Annotated in this window: 17 protein-coding genes; 5 read left to right on the top strand and 12 right to left on the bottom strand. The window is 37.3% G+C overall.

The window, feature by feature from the left end:
* Positions 1–479 precede the first annotated feature (479 nt).
* From FC81_RS03680 to FC81_RS03655, 6 genes are all read right to left on the bottom strand, one after another.
* Positions 480–884 carry a DUF956 family protein gene (locus tag FC81_RS03680; protein ID WP_057743092.1) on the bottom strand — a complete coding sequence of 135 codons (405 nt, stop codon included), beginning with the start codon at positions 882–884 and terminating at the stop codon, positions 480–482.
* Positions 885–946: 62 nt separating this feature from the next.
* Positions 947–1,861, bottom strand: a complete 915-nt coding sequence (locus FC81_RS03675) for a PTS system mannose/fructose/sorbose family transporter subunit IID (RefSeq protein ID WP_057743090.1) — start codon at positions 1,859–1,861, stop codon at positions 947–949.
* 20 nt (positions 1,862–1,881) lie between these two features.
* Positions 1,882–2,691 (bottom strand): PTS mannose/fructose/sorbose transporter subunit IIC, encoded by an 810-nt coding sequence (locus tag FC81_RS03670; protein ID WP_057743088.1) that lies wholly within the window; start codon positions 2,689–2,691, stop codon positions 1,882–1,884.
* Between the two features lie 31 nt (positions 2,692–2,722).
* Complete coding sequence (locus FC81_RS03665; RefSeq protein WP_057743086.1) at positions 2,723–3,712, bottom strand: mannose/fructose/sorbose PTS transporter subunit IIA; 990 nt, start codon at positions 3,710–3,712, stop codon at positions 2,723–2,725.
* Between the two features lie 179 nt (positions 3,713–3,891).
* Complete coding sequence (locus tag FC81_RS03660; protein ID WP_083478741.1) at positions 3,892–4,398, bottom strand: PTS sugar transporter subunit IIB; 507 nt, start codon at positions 4,396–4,398, stop codon at positions 3,892–3,894.
* Between the two features lie 242 nt (positions 4,399–4,640).
* Positions 4,641–7,496, bottom strand: a complete 2,856-nt coding sequence (locus tag FC81_RS03655) for a sigma-54-dependent transcriptional regulator (protein ID WP_057743083.1) — start codon at positions 7,494–7,496, stop codon at positions 4,641–4,643.
* Positions 7,497–7,785: 289 nt separating this feature from the next.
* Between FC81_RS03655 and FC81_RS03650 the strand changes: the two genes are divergently transcribed.
* Positions 7,786–8,217, top strand: a complete 432-nt coding sequence (locus FC81_RS03650) for an Hsp20/alpha crystallin family protein (RefSeq protein WP_057743081.1) — start codon at positions 7,786–7,788, stop codon at positions 8,215–8,217.
* A 284-nt stretch (positions 8,218–8,501) separates the two neighbouring features.
* Positions 8,502–9,266 (top strand): MerR family transcriptional regulator, encoded by a 765-nt coding sequence (locus FC81_RS03645; RefSeq protein WP_057743079.1) that lies wholly within the window; start codon positions 8,502–8,504, stop codon positions 9,264–9,266.
* Positions 9,267–9,619: 353 nt separating this feature from the next.
* On the opposite strand, the gene FC81_RS03635 is transcribed toward FC81_RS03645, so the two are convergent.
* Together FC81_RS03635 and FC81_RS03630 are read right to left on the bottom strand one after the other, a co-directional pair.
* Positions 9,620–10,135: a DUF3278 domain-containing protein gene (locus tag FC81_RS03635; protein WP_057743075.1), complete on the bottom strand. Its 516-nt coding sequence runs from the start codon at positions 10,133–10,135 to the stop codon at positions 9,620–9,622.
* Positions 10,128–10,325 carry a helix-turn-helix transcriptional regulator gene (locus tag FC81_RS03630; protein WP_057743074.1) on the bottom strand — a complete coding sequence of 66 codons (198 nt, stop codon included), beginning with the start codon at positions 10,323–10,325 and terminating at the stop codon, positions 10,128–10,130. Before FC81_RS03630 ends, FC81_RS03635 begins: the two co-directional genes overlap by 8 nt.
* Positions 10,326–10,631: 306 nt before the next feature.
* Between FC81_RS03630 and FC81_RS03625 the strand changes: the two genes are divergently transcribed.
* Together FC81_RS03625 and FC81_RS03620 are read left to right on the top strand one after the other, a co-directional pair.
* Positions 10,632–11,867: an L-lactate MFS transporter gene (locus tag FC81_RS03625; protein ID WP_057743072.1), complete on the top strand. Its 1,236-nt coding sequence runs from the start codon at positions 10,632–10,634 to the stop codon at positions 11,865–11,867.
* 181 nt (positions 11,868–12,048) lie between these two features.
* On the top strand, positions 12,049–12,906 hold the full coding sequence (locus tag FC81_RS03620) for an NAD(P)-dependent oxidoreductase (RefSeq protein WP_057743071.1): 858 nt from the start codon (positions 12,049–12,051) through the stop codon (positions 12,904–12,906).
* Between the two features lie 184 nt (positions 12,907–13,090).
* On the opposite strand, the gene FC81_RS03615 is transcribed toward FC81_RS03620, so the two are convergent.
* Both FC81_RS03615 and FC81_RS03610 read right to left on the bottom strand, forming a co-directional pair.
* On the bottom strand, positions 13,091–14,296 hold the full coding sequence (locus tag FC81_RS03615; protein WP_057743069.1) for an NAD(P)/FAD-dependent oxidoreductase: 1,206 nt from the start codon (positions 14,294–14,296) through the stop codon (positions 13,091–13,093).
* Positions 14,297–14,318: 22 nt separating this feature from the next.
* A complete protein-coding gene (locus tag FC81_RS03610) occupies positions 14,319–15,224 on the bottom strand; it encodes a prenyltransferase (protein ID WP_057743067.1) in 906 nt (301 codons plus the stop codon).
* Positions 15,225–15,316: 92 nt separating this feature from the next.
* Between FC81_RS03610 and FC81_RS03605 the strand changes: the two genes are divergently transcribed.
* Complete coding sequence (locus tag FC81_RS03605; protein WP_057743065.1) at positions 15,317–16,297, top strand: polyprenyl synthetase family protein; 981 nt, start codon at positions 15,317–15,319, stop codon at positions 16,295–16,297.
* A gap of 101 nt (positions 16,298–16,398) precedes the next feature.
* On the opposite strand, the gene cydC is transcribed toward FC81_RS03605, so the two are convergent.
* A complete protein-coding gene (gene cydC, locus FC81_RS03600; RefSeq protein ID WP_057743064.1) occupies positions 16,399–18,147 on the bottom strand; it encodes a thiol reductant ABC exporter subunit CydC in 1,749 nt (582 codons plus the stop codon).
* 1 nt (position 18,148) lies between these two features.
* Positions 18,149–19,861, bottom strand: coding sequence for a thiol reductant ABC exporter subunit CydD (gene cydD / locus FC81_RS03595; RefSeq protein ID WP_057743062.1), 1,713 nt, complete (start codon positions 19,859–19,861; stop codon positions 18,149–18,151).

Genomic DNA, 19,861 nt, shown 5'->3' with positions numbered 1-19,861 from the left:
GAGACCCTACACATTTGATTTGTCGAAACTTTGTTCAGTTTTCAAAGATCTACTTGTTTAAGTTGTTTAACACAACATTTATATGTTATCAAAGCTTCAATTGCTTGTCAAGACCTAATTTAAATATTAAGTTTTAACTTAGAAGCAAGACGACTTATTTATCATACTTGATTATGTTATTAATGTCAAGCTTTTAATTAACCGGCACTATAACGGTAATGTTATATGAAACGCGGCAACACAAATAAATATACACGTCTTTGTATTTATCGTCAAGACTTTTTTTAGAAAACATCACTTATTTCGCTCAAAAATAAAATTTTATAACGCACTCATGGCCTAAACTAACCCTACAGTACCTAAAAAACGGCATCGCTAGTCTATGATAAACCAGCGACACCGTCTTTTATCTCTTTATTTCTACTGATTACTTCTAAAGCCCAATAATTCTAATAGAAAACTACTTTAATAATTACCTACTAAACATTAATCTTTCTGGAGAGCTTCTTCTTTATCGTTCTAAACAGCCACTTCAAATTACGTCTAAGGACTTGAAAAAAGGTCAGTGAACGTACAATATGGTCTGGCTCCACATATTCACGAATAGCACGTAAAACCTTCTTAGGATCTCTAGAGGAGAACTTGTACATTCCATTATGTTTCGTTTGGATAGCATACCGTGGTATCCATTTCCCCTTAAACATGATAGATGCAATAACCAAGTCAACCTCTTCCCATGGTATTTGGATAAATTTATTTATATCACGATCATTATAAAACTCAAAGCCCTTATCCCCTACCATAATTTTTCCATAGTCACCTAAGCCTAAATATGACGTAGCTTCAATAGCTAGATTCACTCTAGAATTAATTGATTCAACCATACCATCACCCCCTACGTTTTTTACCTCTTCACAAGCTTACTATAATTCATAAATATCTCGGTTTACAGAAGGCCGACTACATGCCCAACGACCCCAACGATAAAGATCCCAATAATAATAACAATTGGTGAAACTTTTTTCTTCAAAAGCCACATACAAAGAAATGTTAAGAGTAATGGCACTAACCCAGGAATCAATGAGTCTAAGTTATCCTGTAGAGTCGTAACTTTAACTTTTGTCAATGATAACCCACTTGCTTGTTGCTGCAAAGCAGCTTGAATTCCTTTGGCGCCCTTTGGTAGTTTGTCCCAATCAATGTAAGCTCCTGCTTGTTGCTTGATCCTTGAAACGACTGGCGTAAATTTAATTACTACCCACCGCTCAATCAAGGCAGCGATAACAAACATCCCCATCATTGATGCAACTCTAGTAACACTCTGCAATAAACCACCAGATAGATCTTCTGTAATCTTGCTACCAGCACGATACCCAAATTCCTGCGTATACCACATAAAGCCCCAGCGAATAATATTCCAAATAACAAAGAACAAAATAGGACCAATAATATTTCCACTAAGAGCTAATGATGCACCTAAAGCACCCACGATAGGACGAACAGTATACCAGAAGACTGGATCACCAACACCAGCCAATGGTCCCATCATACCGACTTTAACACCTTGGATTGCAACATCATCAACAGGTGCGCCATTAGCACGTTCTTCTTCCAATGCTAGTGTAACACCAATAACAGGTGAAGCTACGTAAGGATGAGTATTAAAGAACTCTAGATGCCGCTGATAAGCAGCAATCCGATCCTCTTTTTTCTTATATAGTTTATTAATAGCCGGAATCATTGAATAGCACCAACCACCATTTTGCATACGTTCATAGTTCCATGAACCCTGCAAGAAGGTTGAGCGCCAAGCAACACGTAATCGATCACTTTTAGTTAAACTAACTTTCTTTTCTTCCATTTCGCTTACCTCCTTTGATTTTAATAGTCATCCAGAATATCACCTAGCGGATCACCAGTGTTGTTATTGCTACCGCCATTGTTTCCTTTACCAGAACCACCCTTATCTAATTCCAAGTACATTAAGGCAAGTGATAAACCAATAGCACCGATCGCAATTAATGTTAAATCAGTAATTGCAGCAATTACAAAACCAATTGCAAAGAAAGGCCATACTTCACGTGATGCCATCATATTAATAACCATTGCATAACCAACGGCAACAACCATTCCACCACCGATAGTCATCCCATCACTTAACCAGCTTGGCATAGAGCCTAGTAGATCACGTACACTTGAAGCTGGGATAATCAATAACAATGCAGCTGGGATCGCAATTCGTAATCCTTGCAAGCAAATACATACCATTTGCCAAAAATCGATCATTCGCGAGTTTCCCTTTGCAGCAGCAGCATCCATAAAATGAACAATAGCAACAGTAATAGTACGTACAATCATCGTCAAGAATAAACCAGCTACAGCCAGTGGAATCGCAAATGCAATCGCTGAACCTAAACCATGAGTTCCTTGACCACCTTGAATTAAAATAATTGCTGATGCAGTAGCAGCTAGAGCAATATCCGGAGCTACAGCTGCTCCAATATTAGCCCATCCTAAAGCGATCATTTGTAATGAACCGCCCAACATAATACCAAGCGTCAAGTGACCAGTTACCAAACCTATTAATGTACATGACACCAAAGGTTGATGGAATTGAAATTCATCTAAGATACCTTCCATTCCTGCAAAAAAGGCAACGATCACAACTAAAATCATTGATATAGCAGACATTTGATAATCCTCCTTTTTTTATTAACTTTTATTACTTGCTTCCTGCAAGTCCTTGGCGTGCTTTTTTAATAATCTGATCCATATTCCCTTTTGAATCATCTGGAACTTTACGCACGTCAAACTTAACACCTAATTTCTCCAACTCTTCAAATGCTTTAACATCTTGACCATCTAAGGACAAAACTTTGCTGACAGCAACTTTACCAACAGAATGTGCCATCGATCCAATATTAAGTTCCTTAATGTCAACACCCGCTTTAATAACTGTTAGTGCATCTTCAGGATTTTCAAAAAGAATCAACGCCCTTGTTTTACCGAACCGAGTATCTTTTGCTACGTCAACCATTTTTCCAACTGGAATAACATTTGCATGTACACCAGGAGGAGCAGCTTCCACGATCATATTCTTACGCAGATTATCTTTGGCCACTTTATCTGAAACAACAATAATTCTATTAGGATTTGTGGATCTCGTCCACGCCGTCGCAACTTGTCCATGTAGAAGACGAGAATCAATCCGAGCCAGAACATACTTAATCTTACCATCACCCACTACTGTTCCAGGTGGCAATGACCCTTTAGGCTGATCGTCTTGAACTGCTTTTTCTTTCTTTTGCGGCTGTAATCCTTCGGGCTTAACTTTCACCCCATCTTTTGCCGTTTCAATAATATGTGCTGCAATCTCTTGTGCCGATTCCATCGACAAACGGGATGCATACGCTTCAATTACCATTGGCAAATTCATACCAGCAACAATAGCCCATTTGTCTTTATGTTCTTCCAAAAGAGCATTTGCTTGGTTAAAAGGTGTCCCTCCCCACAAATCAATCAGGAATAAAACTTCATCTTTATTTTCAAAAGATGCAACTGCTTTTTCCATCTTAGCTCTTATGTCATCTGGGCCTTCATTCGGCATCAAGGTGACTGCTTTGACGTTAGCCTGTTCCCCAAAAATCATTGAGGCCGATTGGAAAATGCCTTCAGCAAAACCGCCGTGGCTCGCTAGGATAATTCCTACCATTGTCTAATACCTCCTATATAAAAGATTTTTTGTTTTAGTCAGTATCAACTAAAACTTCTGGTTAAACATCACTTTTTAATACATAAGACTTAACCAGAATTACTTTAGCAGATTAAAGCTACCTCACCACCCTTCAGTTAATTGAATAACTCGCAATATTTTTTTATTAACTAGCAAAACTAAGCATCTTTAACTAGTTCTTTTTCCAAAAGAGCTTTCCAAAGATTCTTAGAGCTATCACTAGCAACTTTACGAACATCAAGTTCAATTCCAAAATCATGCAGCCATTTGAGAGCCTTTACATCTTCTCGCCCAACAGCAATCGTATCCGTTACCATAACCTTTGAACTGTCAAAACTCATCGCACCGATATTAATCGTCTTGACCTTGATGCCTCCCTCAACTAATCTTTTAGCATCAATTGGGTCTTCAACTAAAATCATAGGTTTAAGTGAAACAAAACGCAAGTCATCAAAAAGCTTGATCATCTTTTCAACCGTAATAACATTTGCTTTGATTCCGGGAGGAGCAGCCTGAGTAATTAACGTCTTACGCATTATATCTCGTGCAACACGATCTGAAACAACTAAAATTCGGTTAACACTAATGGCCTTAGCCCAATTAGTTGCAACCTGTCCATGCAACAAGCGGCTGTCAATTCGCAACAAACGTACATCCATTACCACAATAACTCACCAGCCATCTTGATATTGTCAATATTAATATAACCTTTGTTCTGTGTTCACTTCAATCTGCATAGACCCTTCTAGTAATCATACCCAAAACTATTATTGATGACTTTTGAAAGCAACTACACTTGATATAAGCAATTATCATGCCAAGTCTTGTGTATCGTCTTTTAATACCGCTATCATAGTGTTTTTTAAGCAAAAAAAACAAATGATACACTTTTATCAGTGTATCATTTCTATAGTGTATTAATTTTCTTTTTTTCTGTATTAAACAACGCGACCAAGTAATAAGTCTCTCCCTCTGTAATTTTAATATTCAGCGTCTTATCTAATAGTTCATTGGCTTGTTTGATACTAGCATATAATTTGTCTGATTTGATTGCGACTATTTTTTGCTGATCAACTTCCACCTCGGAGCGGGTTAAGTAACGTTCCAGCGCTCCAGCCAAATGCATAATCAAACTGACCCTAAAAGTGTTTGAGATTATAAAATCACTGTGTTGTTGAATAAAATCACAATAATCCCACAGTATTTTAGTGATTTTATTAGGGTTGATAAAGGTAAAGTACTGGTCTAAATATTTTTGACTGGTCTCTTCAGTCAAGGTCTCCGATTGTTCAAGCGCATGTACGCTATCTAAGTTATGATCATTCACTTGCTCAATCAAGCTGACAAATCGTTCACCGCCACCTTGTAATAGGTTCTCCAATGAAATAAAAGGGACCGAAATCTCTGGCTCAACAATACCTGTCGCTGCCACTATTTCATAATCACGCTGCACTTCAGCAATTTTTGCCTTCATTTTAACTACTGAAACCGTAATAACCGTAATATCATCAATTAGATTATCAATTAGAATTTTATCCAATAACTCTTTAATCTTTTTAGCGGTTCCTTCACCAGTCGAGCAAATTGCAATAATAGCCTTCTTCTTTTGTTCAGCCATTTGTTTGCTTACCGTATGTTCATTTTTCTCTTGTTTCTTCCCTAAAGTCCGTGAATAACCTGCAAATTCACGCAACTCACGGTAAACTACTTCAAGTCCGCTATCTATCAAAGCCGTCTTCCGTGCCGCTTCTAGGACCATCGCTGTAGTTACCATGTCGATCGTCTTAACATGAACATTCGTTTTTTCACTTAATTTACTGCTAAAAGTACTTAACGAACCCATATCTACTAAAAGTAAGACCCCATTCCCCCGATCAATCGTTCTAACCTGGGTAGCAATTCCATCTAATGCAACTTTAGGGCTCATCTCCAATGGCATATCAAACGCTGCAATATTATCAACCGAGAGTAGTTGCGAAACAACCTGTGCCATTGACGAAGCCGTGCTATTACCATGCGCCGCAACTACAATACCGACTTTACCGGTTTTAGGCTCAGATCTAAGTGATGCTAATAATATTGCCATATAGTACACTTCTGACTGTGGAATAGGAAAGCCGTAATGTTCCTCGACTAACTTCTTGATTTTACCAGCTATTTTAAGTTCCCCTGGATAATCATGCACCATTGATACAAGATCATCAGACATATTACGTAAAGGTTTGCCAGACTGGATTCGTTTGATGAAAGAACTGATATGCAAACTCATCGCATAAATAAAGCTCTCTCTTACCGGGTAGTTTTCTTTCTCCTGCAGGAAACGTTGAATCTGTTCTGTTAAATCAATAATCTCTTGGTCAACTATTTCACTTAAGCTATTAACTGTTTTATCTAGCTTGCCCTGCCGATAAAATGATTTAAGGTGTAGATTGATATCTGTCATTATAAAGTTATTGATAGAAGATTGATCCAGCCCTTCATCTTTCAATAGTGCCGCTTTATCACCAATTATTTCATATAAGTTATAAGGAAGTTCATAACTATCTACTTCAGGGATCCCCCGCTTAAAATCCGGCTTGATAACCATCATCGGTTCTAAAAGGCGCGTTACTTTACCGAGTTCATGGCGATTATTTGCCAAATGCGATAAACCATCTTTTATATTCGGAGGTAACTGACTGAATTTCAGATTAATTTCATTTTTATTTTGCATACTATTCAGGAAGCCTTGTGCACAAACTAATTGAATATTTGATTTTAGTTGTCCTACATTACCATATGTAACACTGCCTAGTAAAGCCTGAACTACATCCTCACTTAACCGAATATTCTTACGAATTCGATTAGCTTCAAGAGTTAATAACCGTTGCAGCAACTGCAGTTTTTCACGAGCGCTTCTCTGATCAAACGCAGGGAGTTGTATTGTTACTGGGATTCTACGGACAAAGGTCTGTAATAATGCACTCTCTGGATTCTCTGTAGTTGCACAAATCAGCCGGACATCCGCACGATGGACCTTAGCCGTTTCACCTAAACGGCTATAGGTTCCATGATCCATAAAGTAAAAAATCATTTCTTGTCCTTCAGGCGGTAACCGGTGTACCTCATCTAAGAAAAGCATTCCACCATTAGCTTCCTGAATAAGTCCATCTTTATCTTCATTAGCCCCTGTAAAGGCGCCTTTGACGTAACCAAATAGATGTGACATCAATAGCTGTGGGTTATGCGCATAATCTGCACAGTTAAAAGTTGTAAAGCCCTTTCTAGCAATAATTTTTTTTGCCACTGCGAAGCGATACATTTTATTAGCAAAATATGTTTTTCCTGACCCGGTTGGTCCAATTATCAGTGTATTTAAACCATGTGGTGGATAAAGTAACGCTGCTTTTGCTTGCTCAGTCTGATTCTTCAAACTATCACGTGAACCTATCATTCCTGCAAAAACATCATTGTTCTCCACTCTTTCTGTAAATGTAGTATTTTCTGTATTATCAATCAACGCAGTACTGCCAGCAAATCCAATGGTAGGTTTCTTTTCTAACCTTTTTTCAGTAACATGACTGGTTTCTTTTAAAATAAAGTAGCGTACAGGACGACCATTCTTTTTTTTTACTTTATCTTCCCTAACTAACTGGTTAAGTTCCTTGCTCACATTAGGACGCAAAATGCCTAATGCTGTAGCTATCTGCTCAGTTGTGGCACTTGCAGTATCATTTTCAGTATGGTTGTCCAAGTAGGCTAATATTTTATCCCGTCTTGTCATGTATTTTGCTCCTTCCATTAAACTTAAACCTTGTGTATCATCAGTGTATCACTTTTAAAGTACGTAAGCGAATACAAACAATTCCAAAAAAATAGCGCCTGCCTTCCGTTGCAGACGCTCACCGTATAATAGAAACCTAAGTTTAGCATATAAGCAGTGAATCTGTCAATACTTTTAGCATAATTACTTCATCTTTTTATGCTTAGCTAAGTCCATTTTAGTTGCAATTTATTTAATTTTGATTACCATAATAGTTGAAAGAATAAAAAAAGAAAGGATGTCTTTGAGTATGGCAAATGAATTAACAAATCGCTTTAACAATTGGATGAAACAAGATGATTTCTTCGGAAATTTGGGTCGTTCGTTTTTTGATTTTGACAATTCAGTTAATCGTGCCTTAAAGACGGACGTTAAAGAAACTGATGAAGCTTATGATGTCCGGATCGATGTTCCGGGGATCGACAAGAAAAATATTGCAGTCGAGTACCATGATGGTCTCCTTTCAGTTAGTGCAAAACGCGATTCTTTCAGTGACGAAAGTGATGATAAAGGTAATGTTATCGCAAGCGAACGCAGTTATGGTCGTTTTGCGCGCCAGTATAGTTTACCTAATGTTGATAAAGATGGAATCAAGGCTAAATGCGAAGATGGGGTCCTTAAATTAACATTACCGAAGCTAGCCGCAGAAAAAACAACTGGAAATCATATTGAAATTGAATAAGTAGGCTGTTTTAAACGATTAATTTTTTAAAGTTAGTTTTGCTGAAGTCTAGATCCAAAGAAGTAACTAACATCAAAGTGCTGACAGCATGAACCCACGAAGTTGGATTTTATACCAAAACTTCGCGGGTTTTTTTATATTTTTTTAATGAGTTGAATTAAAAACCAGAACTAATTTAGAAGCTCTATCTGATACTCATTAATAATGACGTGATCTTCCCTTGACCTTAACGTTACGTCAAAGTATATACTTTGCTTTGCAAGTAAGGAGCTGAAACAAATAAAATGATATATTCAATAACTGAGTTAGCAAAATTAGCTGGTATCTCAACGCGAACTTTACGTTTCTATGATAAAAAAGAGCTGTTAACAGCTCAGCGAAATTCTGATAATAATTATCGTTATTACAATGAGGCTGACGTTGATCGACTGCAGAAGATCATGTTTTTGAGATTATTTGATCTACCATTGAACCAAATCAGAAAAATTCTAGCTAGTTCTGAAATGGCCCAATATCACGCTCTAAATAGCCAGCGCCAATATATCATTGCTGAACAGAAGCGACTAACAGCCTTACTTGCTAACCTAGACCAAACACTCGCAACTATGAAAGGAGGATCACCAATGAACAATCTTGATAAATTTGCAGCTTTTAAGACAAAAACTATCCGCAATAACGAATTAAGATATGGTAAAGAAATTCGTGATAAATACAGTGATGCTATTATTGATAAAAGTAACCAAAAATTCAAGTCCTTAGCCCAAACTGAGATAACAACTCTCGAAAAGTTAACGGACCAAATCCTGTCTGAACTTAAACCGTTAGTAGGTGCCAAGAACTTAAATCAGCCAGCCGCAAAGCATCTTTTTGATTTGCATAAAAAATTTCTACTCATAACTTGGCCAGAAGATCAATACTCATCCGAAGCGCACATAGATTTGGCAATAATGTACGTCTCCGACCCACGGTTTACTAGATATTATGAAGAAGGTACAGGTAAAAAAGGTGCCGCAGCAACACTGAAAGATATCATCGCCTATTATGCTTAATCCTAAAATTCAGAAACCTCAGCTGTCGTTTTTACAGATAATATAAGCATGGAGTAATTAACTATAGTGAATAATGGGTTAATGATCATAAGTAAATTACATCTTTTAAAAATAGATTTTTCTAATTTAGCTGAAGCTGTGCCAAAATTTAACGTTTGGTACAGCTCCTCTTTTATTCCGTATAAACGTGTTCCATAAATCAAAATTCCCCGTCTAACTTTGAATTACTCATAGCAGAGTACTCGCTATGTTCGTAATTTTGAGTTAGTACTCTAATTTTTCCGACTTTGAAGTGCCTTACAAAACTTGGACATGTTTATTTTGAAAGTAATATTACAGTACACACTAAATAATTATTTTTTTAATTTGATAATATAAAAAATATACATACAAACTCCAAAACCCACTCCTTGAAATATTGCAGTATAAATGTTATCTACTGAACTTATTGACTGCCAGAAATGTTTGGACTCCATAACCGTATCGGTCAGTACACTAAAAATATACATACAAACTCCAAAATAAATACTTAAACCGATACTTTTTCGCAAGTATCTTTTTTTCTGCTTAGGATACTCATTCTTATCAATTTCTACAACGTCCAATCTTTTTTTACGTAAGAACCAGATAACAGAAAAAATCCCCACCAAAGCTACTAATAGATTACCTGCAATTAAAAATTGCACAGCCATGGTTAGATTATTGACAGACAACAGTATCGCAACAAACCCTGAAATCAGTAAGTACCACCAAATTATTATAAATGCAATATTACCAAACTTATTTAGTTGTTCTTTTTTACATTCATCTAATATACCATCTATTCCATAAAAATGTTTTATTATCTTCTCTACTAGTTTCTTACTCATTCTCTTCCTCCCAAAAAAGGCTATTTAAATCACTATCTAAGGCCTGTGCAATTCTGGTACATAACGCCAATGATGGATTATATTTGCCACTTTCTATTAATGTAATAGTTTGTCTTGCTACACCAACCATCGCAGACAACTCCATTTGTGATATTCCTTTTTCTTTCCTGTATTTTTTTATTTTATTCATTATCTTTCCTCATTTGCAATATATATATTACATAAGCAACTTAGCATTTGTTAATATATAAATCAATAGCTATACCAAAAATAATTTTGGATTAACTTTAATATATTTTTTAACGATCATTAAAAGTTATCCTAGTTTTTTTCTGTCTACAAGATATGCTTGGTTAGTCAGCCATAGCAAAGTTCGTTATAATTGTTCATTTTAATGTTTTAAAATCTGTATTGTTATGATATCATTCATATATATTAATGATAATCGTGTAAAATTTAATATTGTTCGCATAATATTATACTGGAGGAATTAGTGTTGAAGACAAACCGTTATGTCGTTGCGTTTGCAGGTATCATGTTCCATCTAATGATCGGTTCCGTTTATGCCTGGAGTGTTTTTACCAACCCCATCGCTAAACAAACTGGCTGGGCAGAATCTTCGGTTGCCCTTGCTTTCAGTATCGCGATTTTTTTCTTAGGAATGTCAGCTGCCTTTATGGGTAAAGTTGTTGAAAAAATCGGACCACGCTTAACTGGAACGATTGCTAGTTTCCTGTATGGAATCGGCACAATTATGACCGGTTTTGCTATTCATCAAGATGCTCTTTGGCTTCTTTACCTTTCATATGGCGTTATTGGCGGACTCGGCTTAGGGGCTGGTTACGTCACGCCAGTCTCAACTATTATTAAATGGTTCCCAGATAAACGTGGTTTAGCTACTGGGTTAGCAATTATGGGCTTTGGTTTCGCTGCAATGCTTACCGGCCCAGTTGCACAACGCTTAATCGCAAGTGTTGGTCTTGAACGAACTTTTTACCTGTTGGGGATCTTTTACTTTGCCGTTATGCTGTTGGCAGCCCAATTTATCATCCGACCGCAAAATATTGTAACTACTAATCCAGCAACTTTAAAAAATACTGGAACACGACTAACTAACGGGCCTGAATTATCTGCCAACCAAGCCTTAAAGACTAAATCATTTGCTTTTCTATGGCTCATGTTCTTCATCAATATTACTTGCGGAATCGGTCTTGTCTCCGCCGCATCTCCGATGGCTCAAAGTATGACGGGGATGTCTGTCCAGACTGCTGCTGTGATGGTTGGGATCATTGGACTCTTTAATGGTTTTGGACGCTTGATATGGGCAACCTTATCTGATTTTATTGGTCGTCCAGCAACTTTTAGTACCATATTCATTCTAGATATCGTTATGCTGTCAGCAATGCTCATCTTTAAAGTACCATTTCTATTTGTTGTTGCACTATGCTTATTGATGTCTTGCTACGGTGCTGGATTCTCCGTTATTCCAGCCTACCTAGGTGACATTTTCGGTACTAAAGAGCTTGGTGCTGTTCACGGGTATGTCTTAACAGCATGGGCAGCAGCCGGGGTCATTGGACCACTACTTCTCTCGTTAACACACCAATTATTTCACAACTATACTTTCACCCTAATTGCTTTTGTTTTAATCGACCTGATCGCCTTATTACTGTCATTTTGGATTCAACGCGGATTCGTTAAGGCTAATAAACTAGTTAAAACTAAATCCTAATAAAAAATAATTTTACAGAGAGTACTGATAACTAGTTGATAAACTTCAACTACCTATCACTACTCTTTTTAAATACTATTTATTCAAAAATTTAGTTGGTCCCAAGTTATTTACTTGTTACGAGATATTGAAGGTACTATGATAATATTCGAATCACACTAACCACGAAAGGATGATTTTAATGAAAATTGGTTTTGTCGGAACTGGTGTTATGGGGGGAGCTATTATTAAAAACCTTATGGCTGCAGGCCATAGTTTAACCGTCTTTAACCGAACCAAACAAAAAGCAGATAAGCTTATAACTGCTGGTGCAGTTTGGGCTCCAACACCTAAAGCAGTTGCCGCTCAAAGTGATATTGTTTTTACGATGGTTGGTTTCCCAAAAGATGTAGAACAAGTCTATTTTAGCAAGGAAGGACTTTTTGCCGGCTTGCATAAAGGTGCAACAGCAATTGATATGACAACAAGCCGCCCCAGCTTAGCTACTAAAATAGCTGCTGCAGGCAAACAACATGGTTTCAATATTCTTGACGCGCCCGTTTCAGGCGGTGATATTGGTGCTCAAAATGCTACCCTAACTATTATGGTTGGCGGTGATGAAGAATGCTATCGGCAGATGATCCCCCTATTCAAAACTATTGGTAAGACGGCTAATTATTTTGGACTAGCTGGCGCGGGCCAACACGCTAAAATGGCAAATCAAATTATGATCGCAGGAACGATGACGGGATTAACTGAAATGCTGCTCTATACTCGACAAGCTGGCCTTGATGAACAAAAAATTCTTGAAACATTGTCTAGTGGTGGTGCAGATAATTGGAGTATGGACAATTATGTCCCACGTATCTTGCGGGATGATTATACACCAGGGTTTTTCGCCCGTCATTTCTTAAAAGACCTGCGTATCGCACTTGAAGAAGCCGCTAAAATGGGGTTAGATTTGCGAGCTACTAATGAAGCTAAACGTCTTTATGAAATCATGGTTGATATTAAAGGCTTGGGTAACCAAGGAACACAAGGTTTGATCAATATTTATTAATTATCAAAAATAGTGTACTAGTAGTTTAGCGTAGTAAATTACGTAAAAAAGAGGAGCTGTGCCAAAAGTTAACTTTTGGCACAGCTCCTCTTTTATTCCGTATAAACGTGTTCCATAAGTCAAAATTCTCCGTTTAACTTATTTTAGATTATCTAAATCCACTACTTATTCTTATACGATGATTTTAGTGATACAGATCAAAACGTCCCTTTGAGAGTAATTCTTTGACACCGCCAGTTTCCAATAAGGATTTATCCATAATCATTTTCTTAACAAATGAGGCTGGATAACCCTTAACCATTGATTTACCTACCAACCCAAAGGCATGTGTATTTCCGATTGAAGCCACTGATCCTAATGATTTAAAGGTAAATGGCGTTATCGAACCACCCTTAAGTTGAGATAAAATATTCTTAGCTGCATGTTCACCCATACTAAGTGCAATTTGGGCTGTTGTTGGATATGGTCGATTATTTTCAGCATTCATTACAGCAGAAACATCACCTACAATATAAACGTTACTAAATTCTGTATCTGTTAAACCTGGTGAGACCATTACTCGACCACGTCGTTGTGAAAAACCAGAAGCTTCCATGACATTACTGCCACTAACCCCAGTTGTCCAAATAATCGTTTTAGCTGTTAATTCTTTAGTTGCACCTGTTTCTTTATCATCTTGATAGATAACTGTATCCGGTTTGATTTCCTTGATAGGTTTCCCTGTCAGGAACTTAATCCCCCAACTCTTCAACATTGAGATTCCATAGTCTGCAAGTTTTTCATCAAACATTGGGAGCAAACGAGTAACGGCTTCGACACAATAAAATTGTAGTTTTTCAGGCTCAACACCTGCCATCGCAGCAAGTTTCTTACGGCTATCTTCCAGAGCTCCCAGAAGTTCGATTCCTGTAAAACCTGCACCACAGACTACGATTCGCAAGTCATCTTTATTCTTAGTAATTGCGTAATCTTTCATTTGTTCAACAATATGTTGGTAAACATTTTCAGCTGTTTTAACATCCACCATTTCTAACGCATTTTCAGCAACACCTTTGATCCCAAAGGATTCTGACCTGAAGCCTAATGCGATGATCAAATAATCATATGCTAAGGTTTTACCATTTTTCAGCATGACTTTTTGTTGTTTACGGTCTATTTCTTTAACCTCAGCCCGTTCAAAAGTAGTTGAACCTTTCACAACATCAGCAATTGGAAAAGTTATTTTTCCCTTAGGCTGTGTCCCAGCCGCAACTTCATGTAGGTCTGTTGCTTCGTAATGATACTCATTGCGATCGACTAATGTAATATGAAAATCACCTTTATCAGCTTGTAAATGGCGTAAAGCTTTCAAACCTGCATACCCTGCACCTAAAATAACAATTTCTTTCATTATTACTACATCTCCTTAAATATTAAATAAATGGCATATAAAGCATAAATGATACTGTCTGGCTCAAAGCACCAACTGCCAGTATCCGAACAGCACAGATAAAGGTTTCCTGCTTTATCTGTTTCTCTAAAAAGGTCCTTACCTGTTTTATAATTATAGGTAAAACGATTAATGCTAGTAAAACTGTCCAAGGCGCAATTTTTAAATAAACAGCGGTAATGAGAGCAATAATAGCGGCAATATTCATAAGGACAAACAAATTTATTGCATTTTTCTTCCCAAGATAATGCACAAGTGTAAAACGTTGGTTCTTCTCATCTTCCTCTAGATCACAAATATTATTAGCCAGCATTAGATTGGCTATCCATAAAGTATTCGGCAAAGCGATAAGGAAGATCTGAGCAATAGTTACTGTATCCCAGGAAAAAAGCTGGTATGTATTGATGTAAACACATATCAAAGTTATCATAAAACCCATAGTTGTCCCAGAAAAAAGCTCACCTAAAGGTAGGCTAGACAATGGTCGTGGCCCTGATGAATAAAAGATTCCAACTAAATAACAAAATCCACCCACTACCAACAGCGGCCAACCAACAATATACGCTAAACCTAACCCTATAGCGGCTGAGATAACAATCATGGTTATCATTAAAATGAAAACTTCTTTCAGTACTAAATGTTCACGCCCGATAATATTAGTTTTTTGTTTATATTCATGTACTTCAGTTGCGTGACGATAATCATTGTAATTATCGAGAATATCAACTGACATATTAAAAATAAACATTGCTACAAAAAACAGTGCTAAAAGGCCTAAATGTACTGAACGATAATTAAACCAGCTGTAGCAAGCACCCAATAAAAAAGGAAAGATACTTGCTGTTTTAGCTTTAATCTCAACTAGCTCTAAAAATACTGGAATTGTCAATACTTGTTCACCCCCTTTATATAAACTAGCAAATATAGTTTAATATGGTGTAAAATATATCATGTCTATTAGGAACCGGAAAGGAATAAAATATGCAAGATTTATGGAAACATTATCCAACAATCGCCCGTAAACTTGAAGCTGTCAATGCTTTGATAAACCAACGGCTCAGCACCCCACATCCGGGCGTTCATGACCTGCTTGCAGCTTGTGCTCAAGAACAAGGTAAATTATTACGACCTGGCCTGTTTTTGCTTTTTTCACAATTAGGTGATAAGCAGCACCAGGATGAACAACAATTAACTAAAATAGCAGCTTCCCTCGAATTATTGCACCGGGCATCATTGATTCATGATGATATTATTGATGATTCACCGCTGCGTCACGGAACTATCACTATTCAAGCTGAGTATGGCAAAGACATCGCCGTTTATGCAGGTGATCTTCTATTCACCGTCTTCTTTCAAATTCTAATTGAAACAATGAACGGGACATCCTACATGGAATACAATGCCACTGCGATGAAGAAACTGCTTTTAGGTGAGCTAAACCAAATGCATGCGCGTTTTGATCAAAGACAGACAATTGCTGCATATCTTGAAAACATTAATGGTAAAACAGCAGCACTCTTTAAACTAGCATGTTCTGAAGGAGCCTATTTCGGTCATACTGATCAAGCTGTTACTGCTTGTGCTGCTAGAATTGGTACAAATATCGGTATTTCTTTTCAAATATTTGATGATATCTTAGATTACGCTTCAAGCACAAAGATACTTCAAAAGCCTGTGCTTGAGGATATCAGCCAAGGTGTTTACACTTCACCCTTGCTCTTTGCAGCTACTGCTCATCCCGGAGAATTTGCTTCTTACCTCGATAAGCGACAGAACATTTCAGCACAAGAAATAAAACAAGTTGCCCAACTAGTTCGGCAATATGGTGGTATCGAACAAGCTAAACAGCTTGCACATACTTATACTGAAAAAGCACTAGCTGATATCGACCAATTACCTAGTAACGAAACGACCCAAAAGATTCGGAAAATCGCACTTACATTACTCAAGCGTAATTTCTAAGTTCTAAGTATCTCCGATATAGATAAATTATTTTTTATCTCAAGGCCATTATTCTAGACGCCATGGAATTTCTATTTCAGTGGCGGCTTTTTAATATCTTCTTAGATACCGTGATCAATCGCCAATAATTTACGGTAATGTGCACTAGTTTCTGCCAGTTTTTGTGGGTCCCCGCTCATCTGTAACCTACCATCTTCAAGAAAAACAACCCGATCCATCAATGATAATCCCTGCAAATGATGTGTTATCCAAATTAGAGTCTTACCATGTAATTCCTTAATAAAAGTCTCAATCAATTCTTGTTCCGTTACTGGATCTAAACTAACTGTCGGCTCATCAAGAATAATAATAGGCACATCTTTAAGTAGGATTCGTGCTAGTGCTAACCGGTGCCGTTCACCACCAGAAAACCGTAAACCAGCTTCATCAACTAGTGTATCTAGTTGCTCAGGAAGAGCAGCCACTAACTGTTTCAGTCCAACACGTTCTAAAACATCCCACAATCTCTGTTCAGATGCACTTTCATCCCCAATGCTAAGATTATTCCTAATTGAAGTATTAAATAAATACGGAGTCTGATGAATTACACCGATATAATTACTGATATCATCCCCCAAAAGGGCTGTTTCCTGTTGGTTAAGTTCTACTGTTCCACGAGTTGGTCGTCGGTCTCCACGAATTAAGTTAGCTAGTGTGCTTTTGCCTGAACCGCTTCTTCCTAGAATGGCTAACTTCTCCCCACCAGCAATTTTTAGATTAAGGTCTTCAATAATTAACTTATCTCCATCCGTATACCTAAAATCTAAGTGCTTAATCTCGATTGTATACGGTGTATCTAGCTTTGCCTGATTCTGCAAAGTTTCTACTTTTACTTGCTGCTTATTTTGAAGCTGATTAAAGCGCAACAGCGAATCTTTATAAATATTAGTCTCCTGCGCTGAATCTGATAAGGGGGCAAAAGCATCGATCAAGGGAAAAATCACTAAAACAAATGCTGCGATCCAATTCGCCTGTCCTCCATGATTTCCAGGAAAATAACGACTAGTCCATAACAAAAGAGCTACAGCAATCATACAAAAGATAAGTTGCGCGATGAAATTACGAGTATGGTTGAAATTTCTTATCTCTTGGGTTACTTTTCTTAATTTTTTCTCATGCTGGACATGCTTTTCCGTATACTGTAAGTTTCGTTGACTAAAGATCCAATCAGAGATTCCAAGAACATTATCCGTTAATTCTGTATATAGTTGGTTGCGCATTTGCTTCTGTTGTTCTTGGCGAGCCCCATTAATAACTACTGACCAAAGCGGTAGTACAAAGATAACAACTGCAAATAGCAATAACATTACTAGTGCAAACCATAGCGAAAAGTAACCTAAACCAATAACAATAAAAATATATAACAACCAAGCAATAATAGTTGGGAAAACGGTTCGGAGATACAAATTTTGAATATGATCAATATCTTCAGAGAGTAATCCTAAAATATCACCTGTTTGGTAATCATTTTTAAAGAAGACGGCATCTTTTTCTAAAACTTGATATAATTTCAAACGTAATTCAGAAGTCATTTTAAGTACCCAATTATGACTAGTTAGACGCTCTAGGTACTTAAAAACTGGTCGACTTATCCCAAAAGCACGGGTCAAAACAATAGGAACATATACTAATAAAATATTTTCAGGTAAAGAAGCTGAACGACTTATCAGATAACCTGAATTAAACATCAACGCTCCTGCACAAAAGAAAGTAATAAAGCCCAATATCAGAGCTAGAATTAGCGACTTACGGTACTTATGCAAGAATGGTTTGATCCAACTATCATTTTTTAATATTCTAAAAATGTTCATCTCAAAGTCTCCCCACTAAACTACTCAGATGCACAAAAGAACCATCCTGCTGTTTCAATTCCTTGAGTGTTCCCTGTTCAATCGTCTTCCCAGCATCCATTACAATAATCTGGTCCATTTCTTTCATCCAATGCAACCGGTGCGTCGCAAAGAAGACTAAATGATTTTCCATCAATGGTAGCATTTTTTCTTTCAATTCGACCTCAGTCTCAATATCTAGATGTGCTGTTGGCTCATCAAAAAGAAGTATTTTGCGTTTCTTATCTAAAAAAGCACGTGCTAAGGCTATCCTTTGAGCTTGTCCACCACTTAAAGTACGCGAGCCTTCACCAATAACTGTGTCTATTCCATTAGATAATTCACTCACTAACTGGGTCAACCCTACTACTTTAATAGCTTCGCGCACTTGCTCGATAGTTGCTTCAGGTTGATAGAACGCAATATTAGCGCGCAATGTTGCTTTAAAGATATACGGGTTTTGCGGGATGTAGATAACCTGCTGTTGCCAATCGTGCTGTGAAAAAGATGTTAGTTCCACCCCATTTACCCTAATCCGACCAGCTGTTGGTGATAAAAACCCACTCAAAAGATTAATCAATGTCGATTTACCTGATCCGCTAAGACCAATAATTCCAATCTTCTGATATCCTTCAGCGTTTAACGTCATTTTAATTTGCGGCTGTTCTTCAGCGTAACGAAAAGTTAGCCCAGTAATTTGCAGGCGGCTTTGTGCATTCCAATCTGGTAACTGCTGTTGTGTAGTTACCGTTTCTTTGATTTCTAAGATCTGTTCAATTGCACTTAATGAATTTTTGCCATTAAGTGTTGCATGATAATCGCCTGAAAAATCGCGAATCGGCAAGAAATATTCTGGACTCAAGATTAAGATCGTTAGAGCTGGATACAGTAACATCTGCCCATTAATCAAACGTAACCCTAACAAAACGGCTACTACTGCTATTGATAACGTCGTAAAGAAGTCTAGTGCGAAAGTTGAGAGTATTGCAATTTTTAGTGTATTAAGCGTGGCCACTCGGAACCGTTCGCTAGTTCGAAAAATACTCTTACCATATCTCTTACTGAGTCCAAAGAACTTTAAGGTATCAATTCCACGGAGGGAATCAACAAAATGATTAGATAAAAGTTGATAGGTTTTATATTGTCGATCAGCCTTAGCTTGTGCTGCATAACCTAAAACGATCATAAAAATGATAATAACGGGAAAAATCGCCAACAAAAAAGCTGCAGCCTTCCAATCAAAAAATAAAATAGCCAGCAAAATGACCCACGGAATAATCATTAGACTAATAATTTTAGATAGTATTAAGTGAAGATAGTTTTCAACTTGATCGATACCTTCCAATACCATTGTAGTTACGTTTCCTGTCCCATTTTGTTGGACTACTTCTGGACCGACATGAAAGATCTTAGTCAAAAGTTGTTGACGCAACTCTCCCGCTTGTTCAGCTGCATAATGATCAAGCACCCGCTCTCTAAAAAAGGTGATTGCTTGCCTAACACAAAAACATACAGCAAAAAGAAGTATTTTAAAGAGCTGCTTATTCAACTGCTGGCCTTCCCACAAGCCGACAATTGCCCCCGCTAGGAAGCAAGCCTGACCGACGATTGCACAAGCTTGAAGAAAAGTTATTCCAACTAATAGTGTCAATATTTTTTTTATATTGGGAAACTTTAAAATACTTTTATCGATCAT

Source organism: Liquorilactobacillus capillatus DSM 19910 (assembly GCF_001434915.1).
GTDB classification, from domain to species: Bacteria; Bacillota; Bacilli; order Lactobacillales; family Lactobacillaceae; genus Liquorilactobacillus; species Liquorilactobacillus capillatus.
The sequence above is the reverse complement of the archived record's forward strand: the minus strand, read 5'-3'. Positions and strand labels throughout refer to the sequence as shown.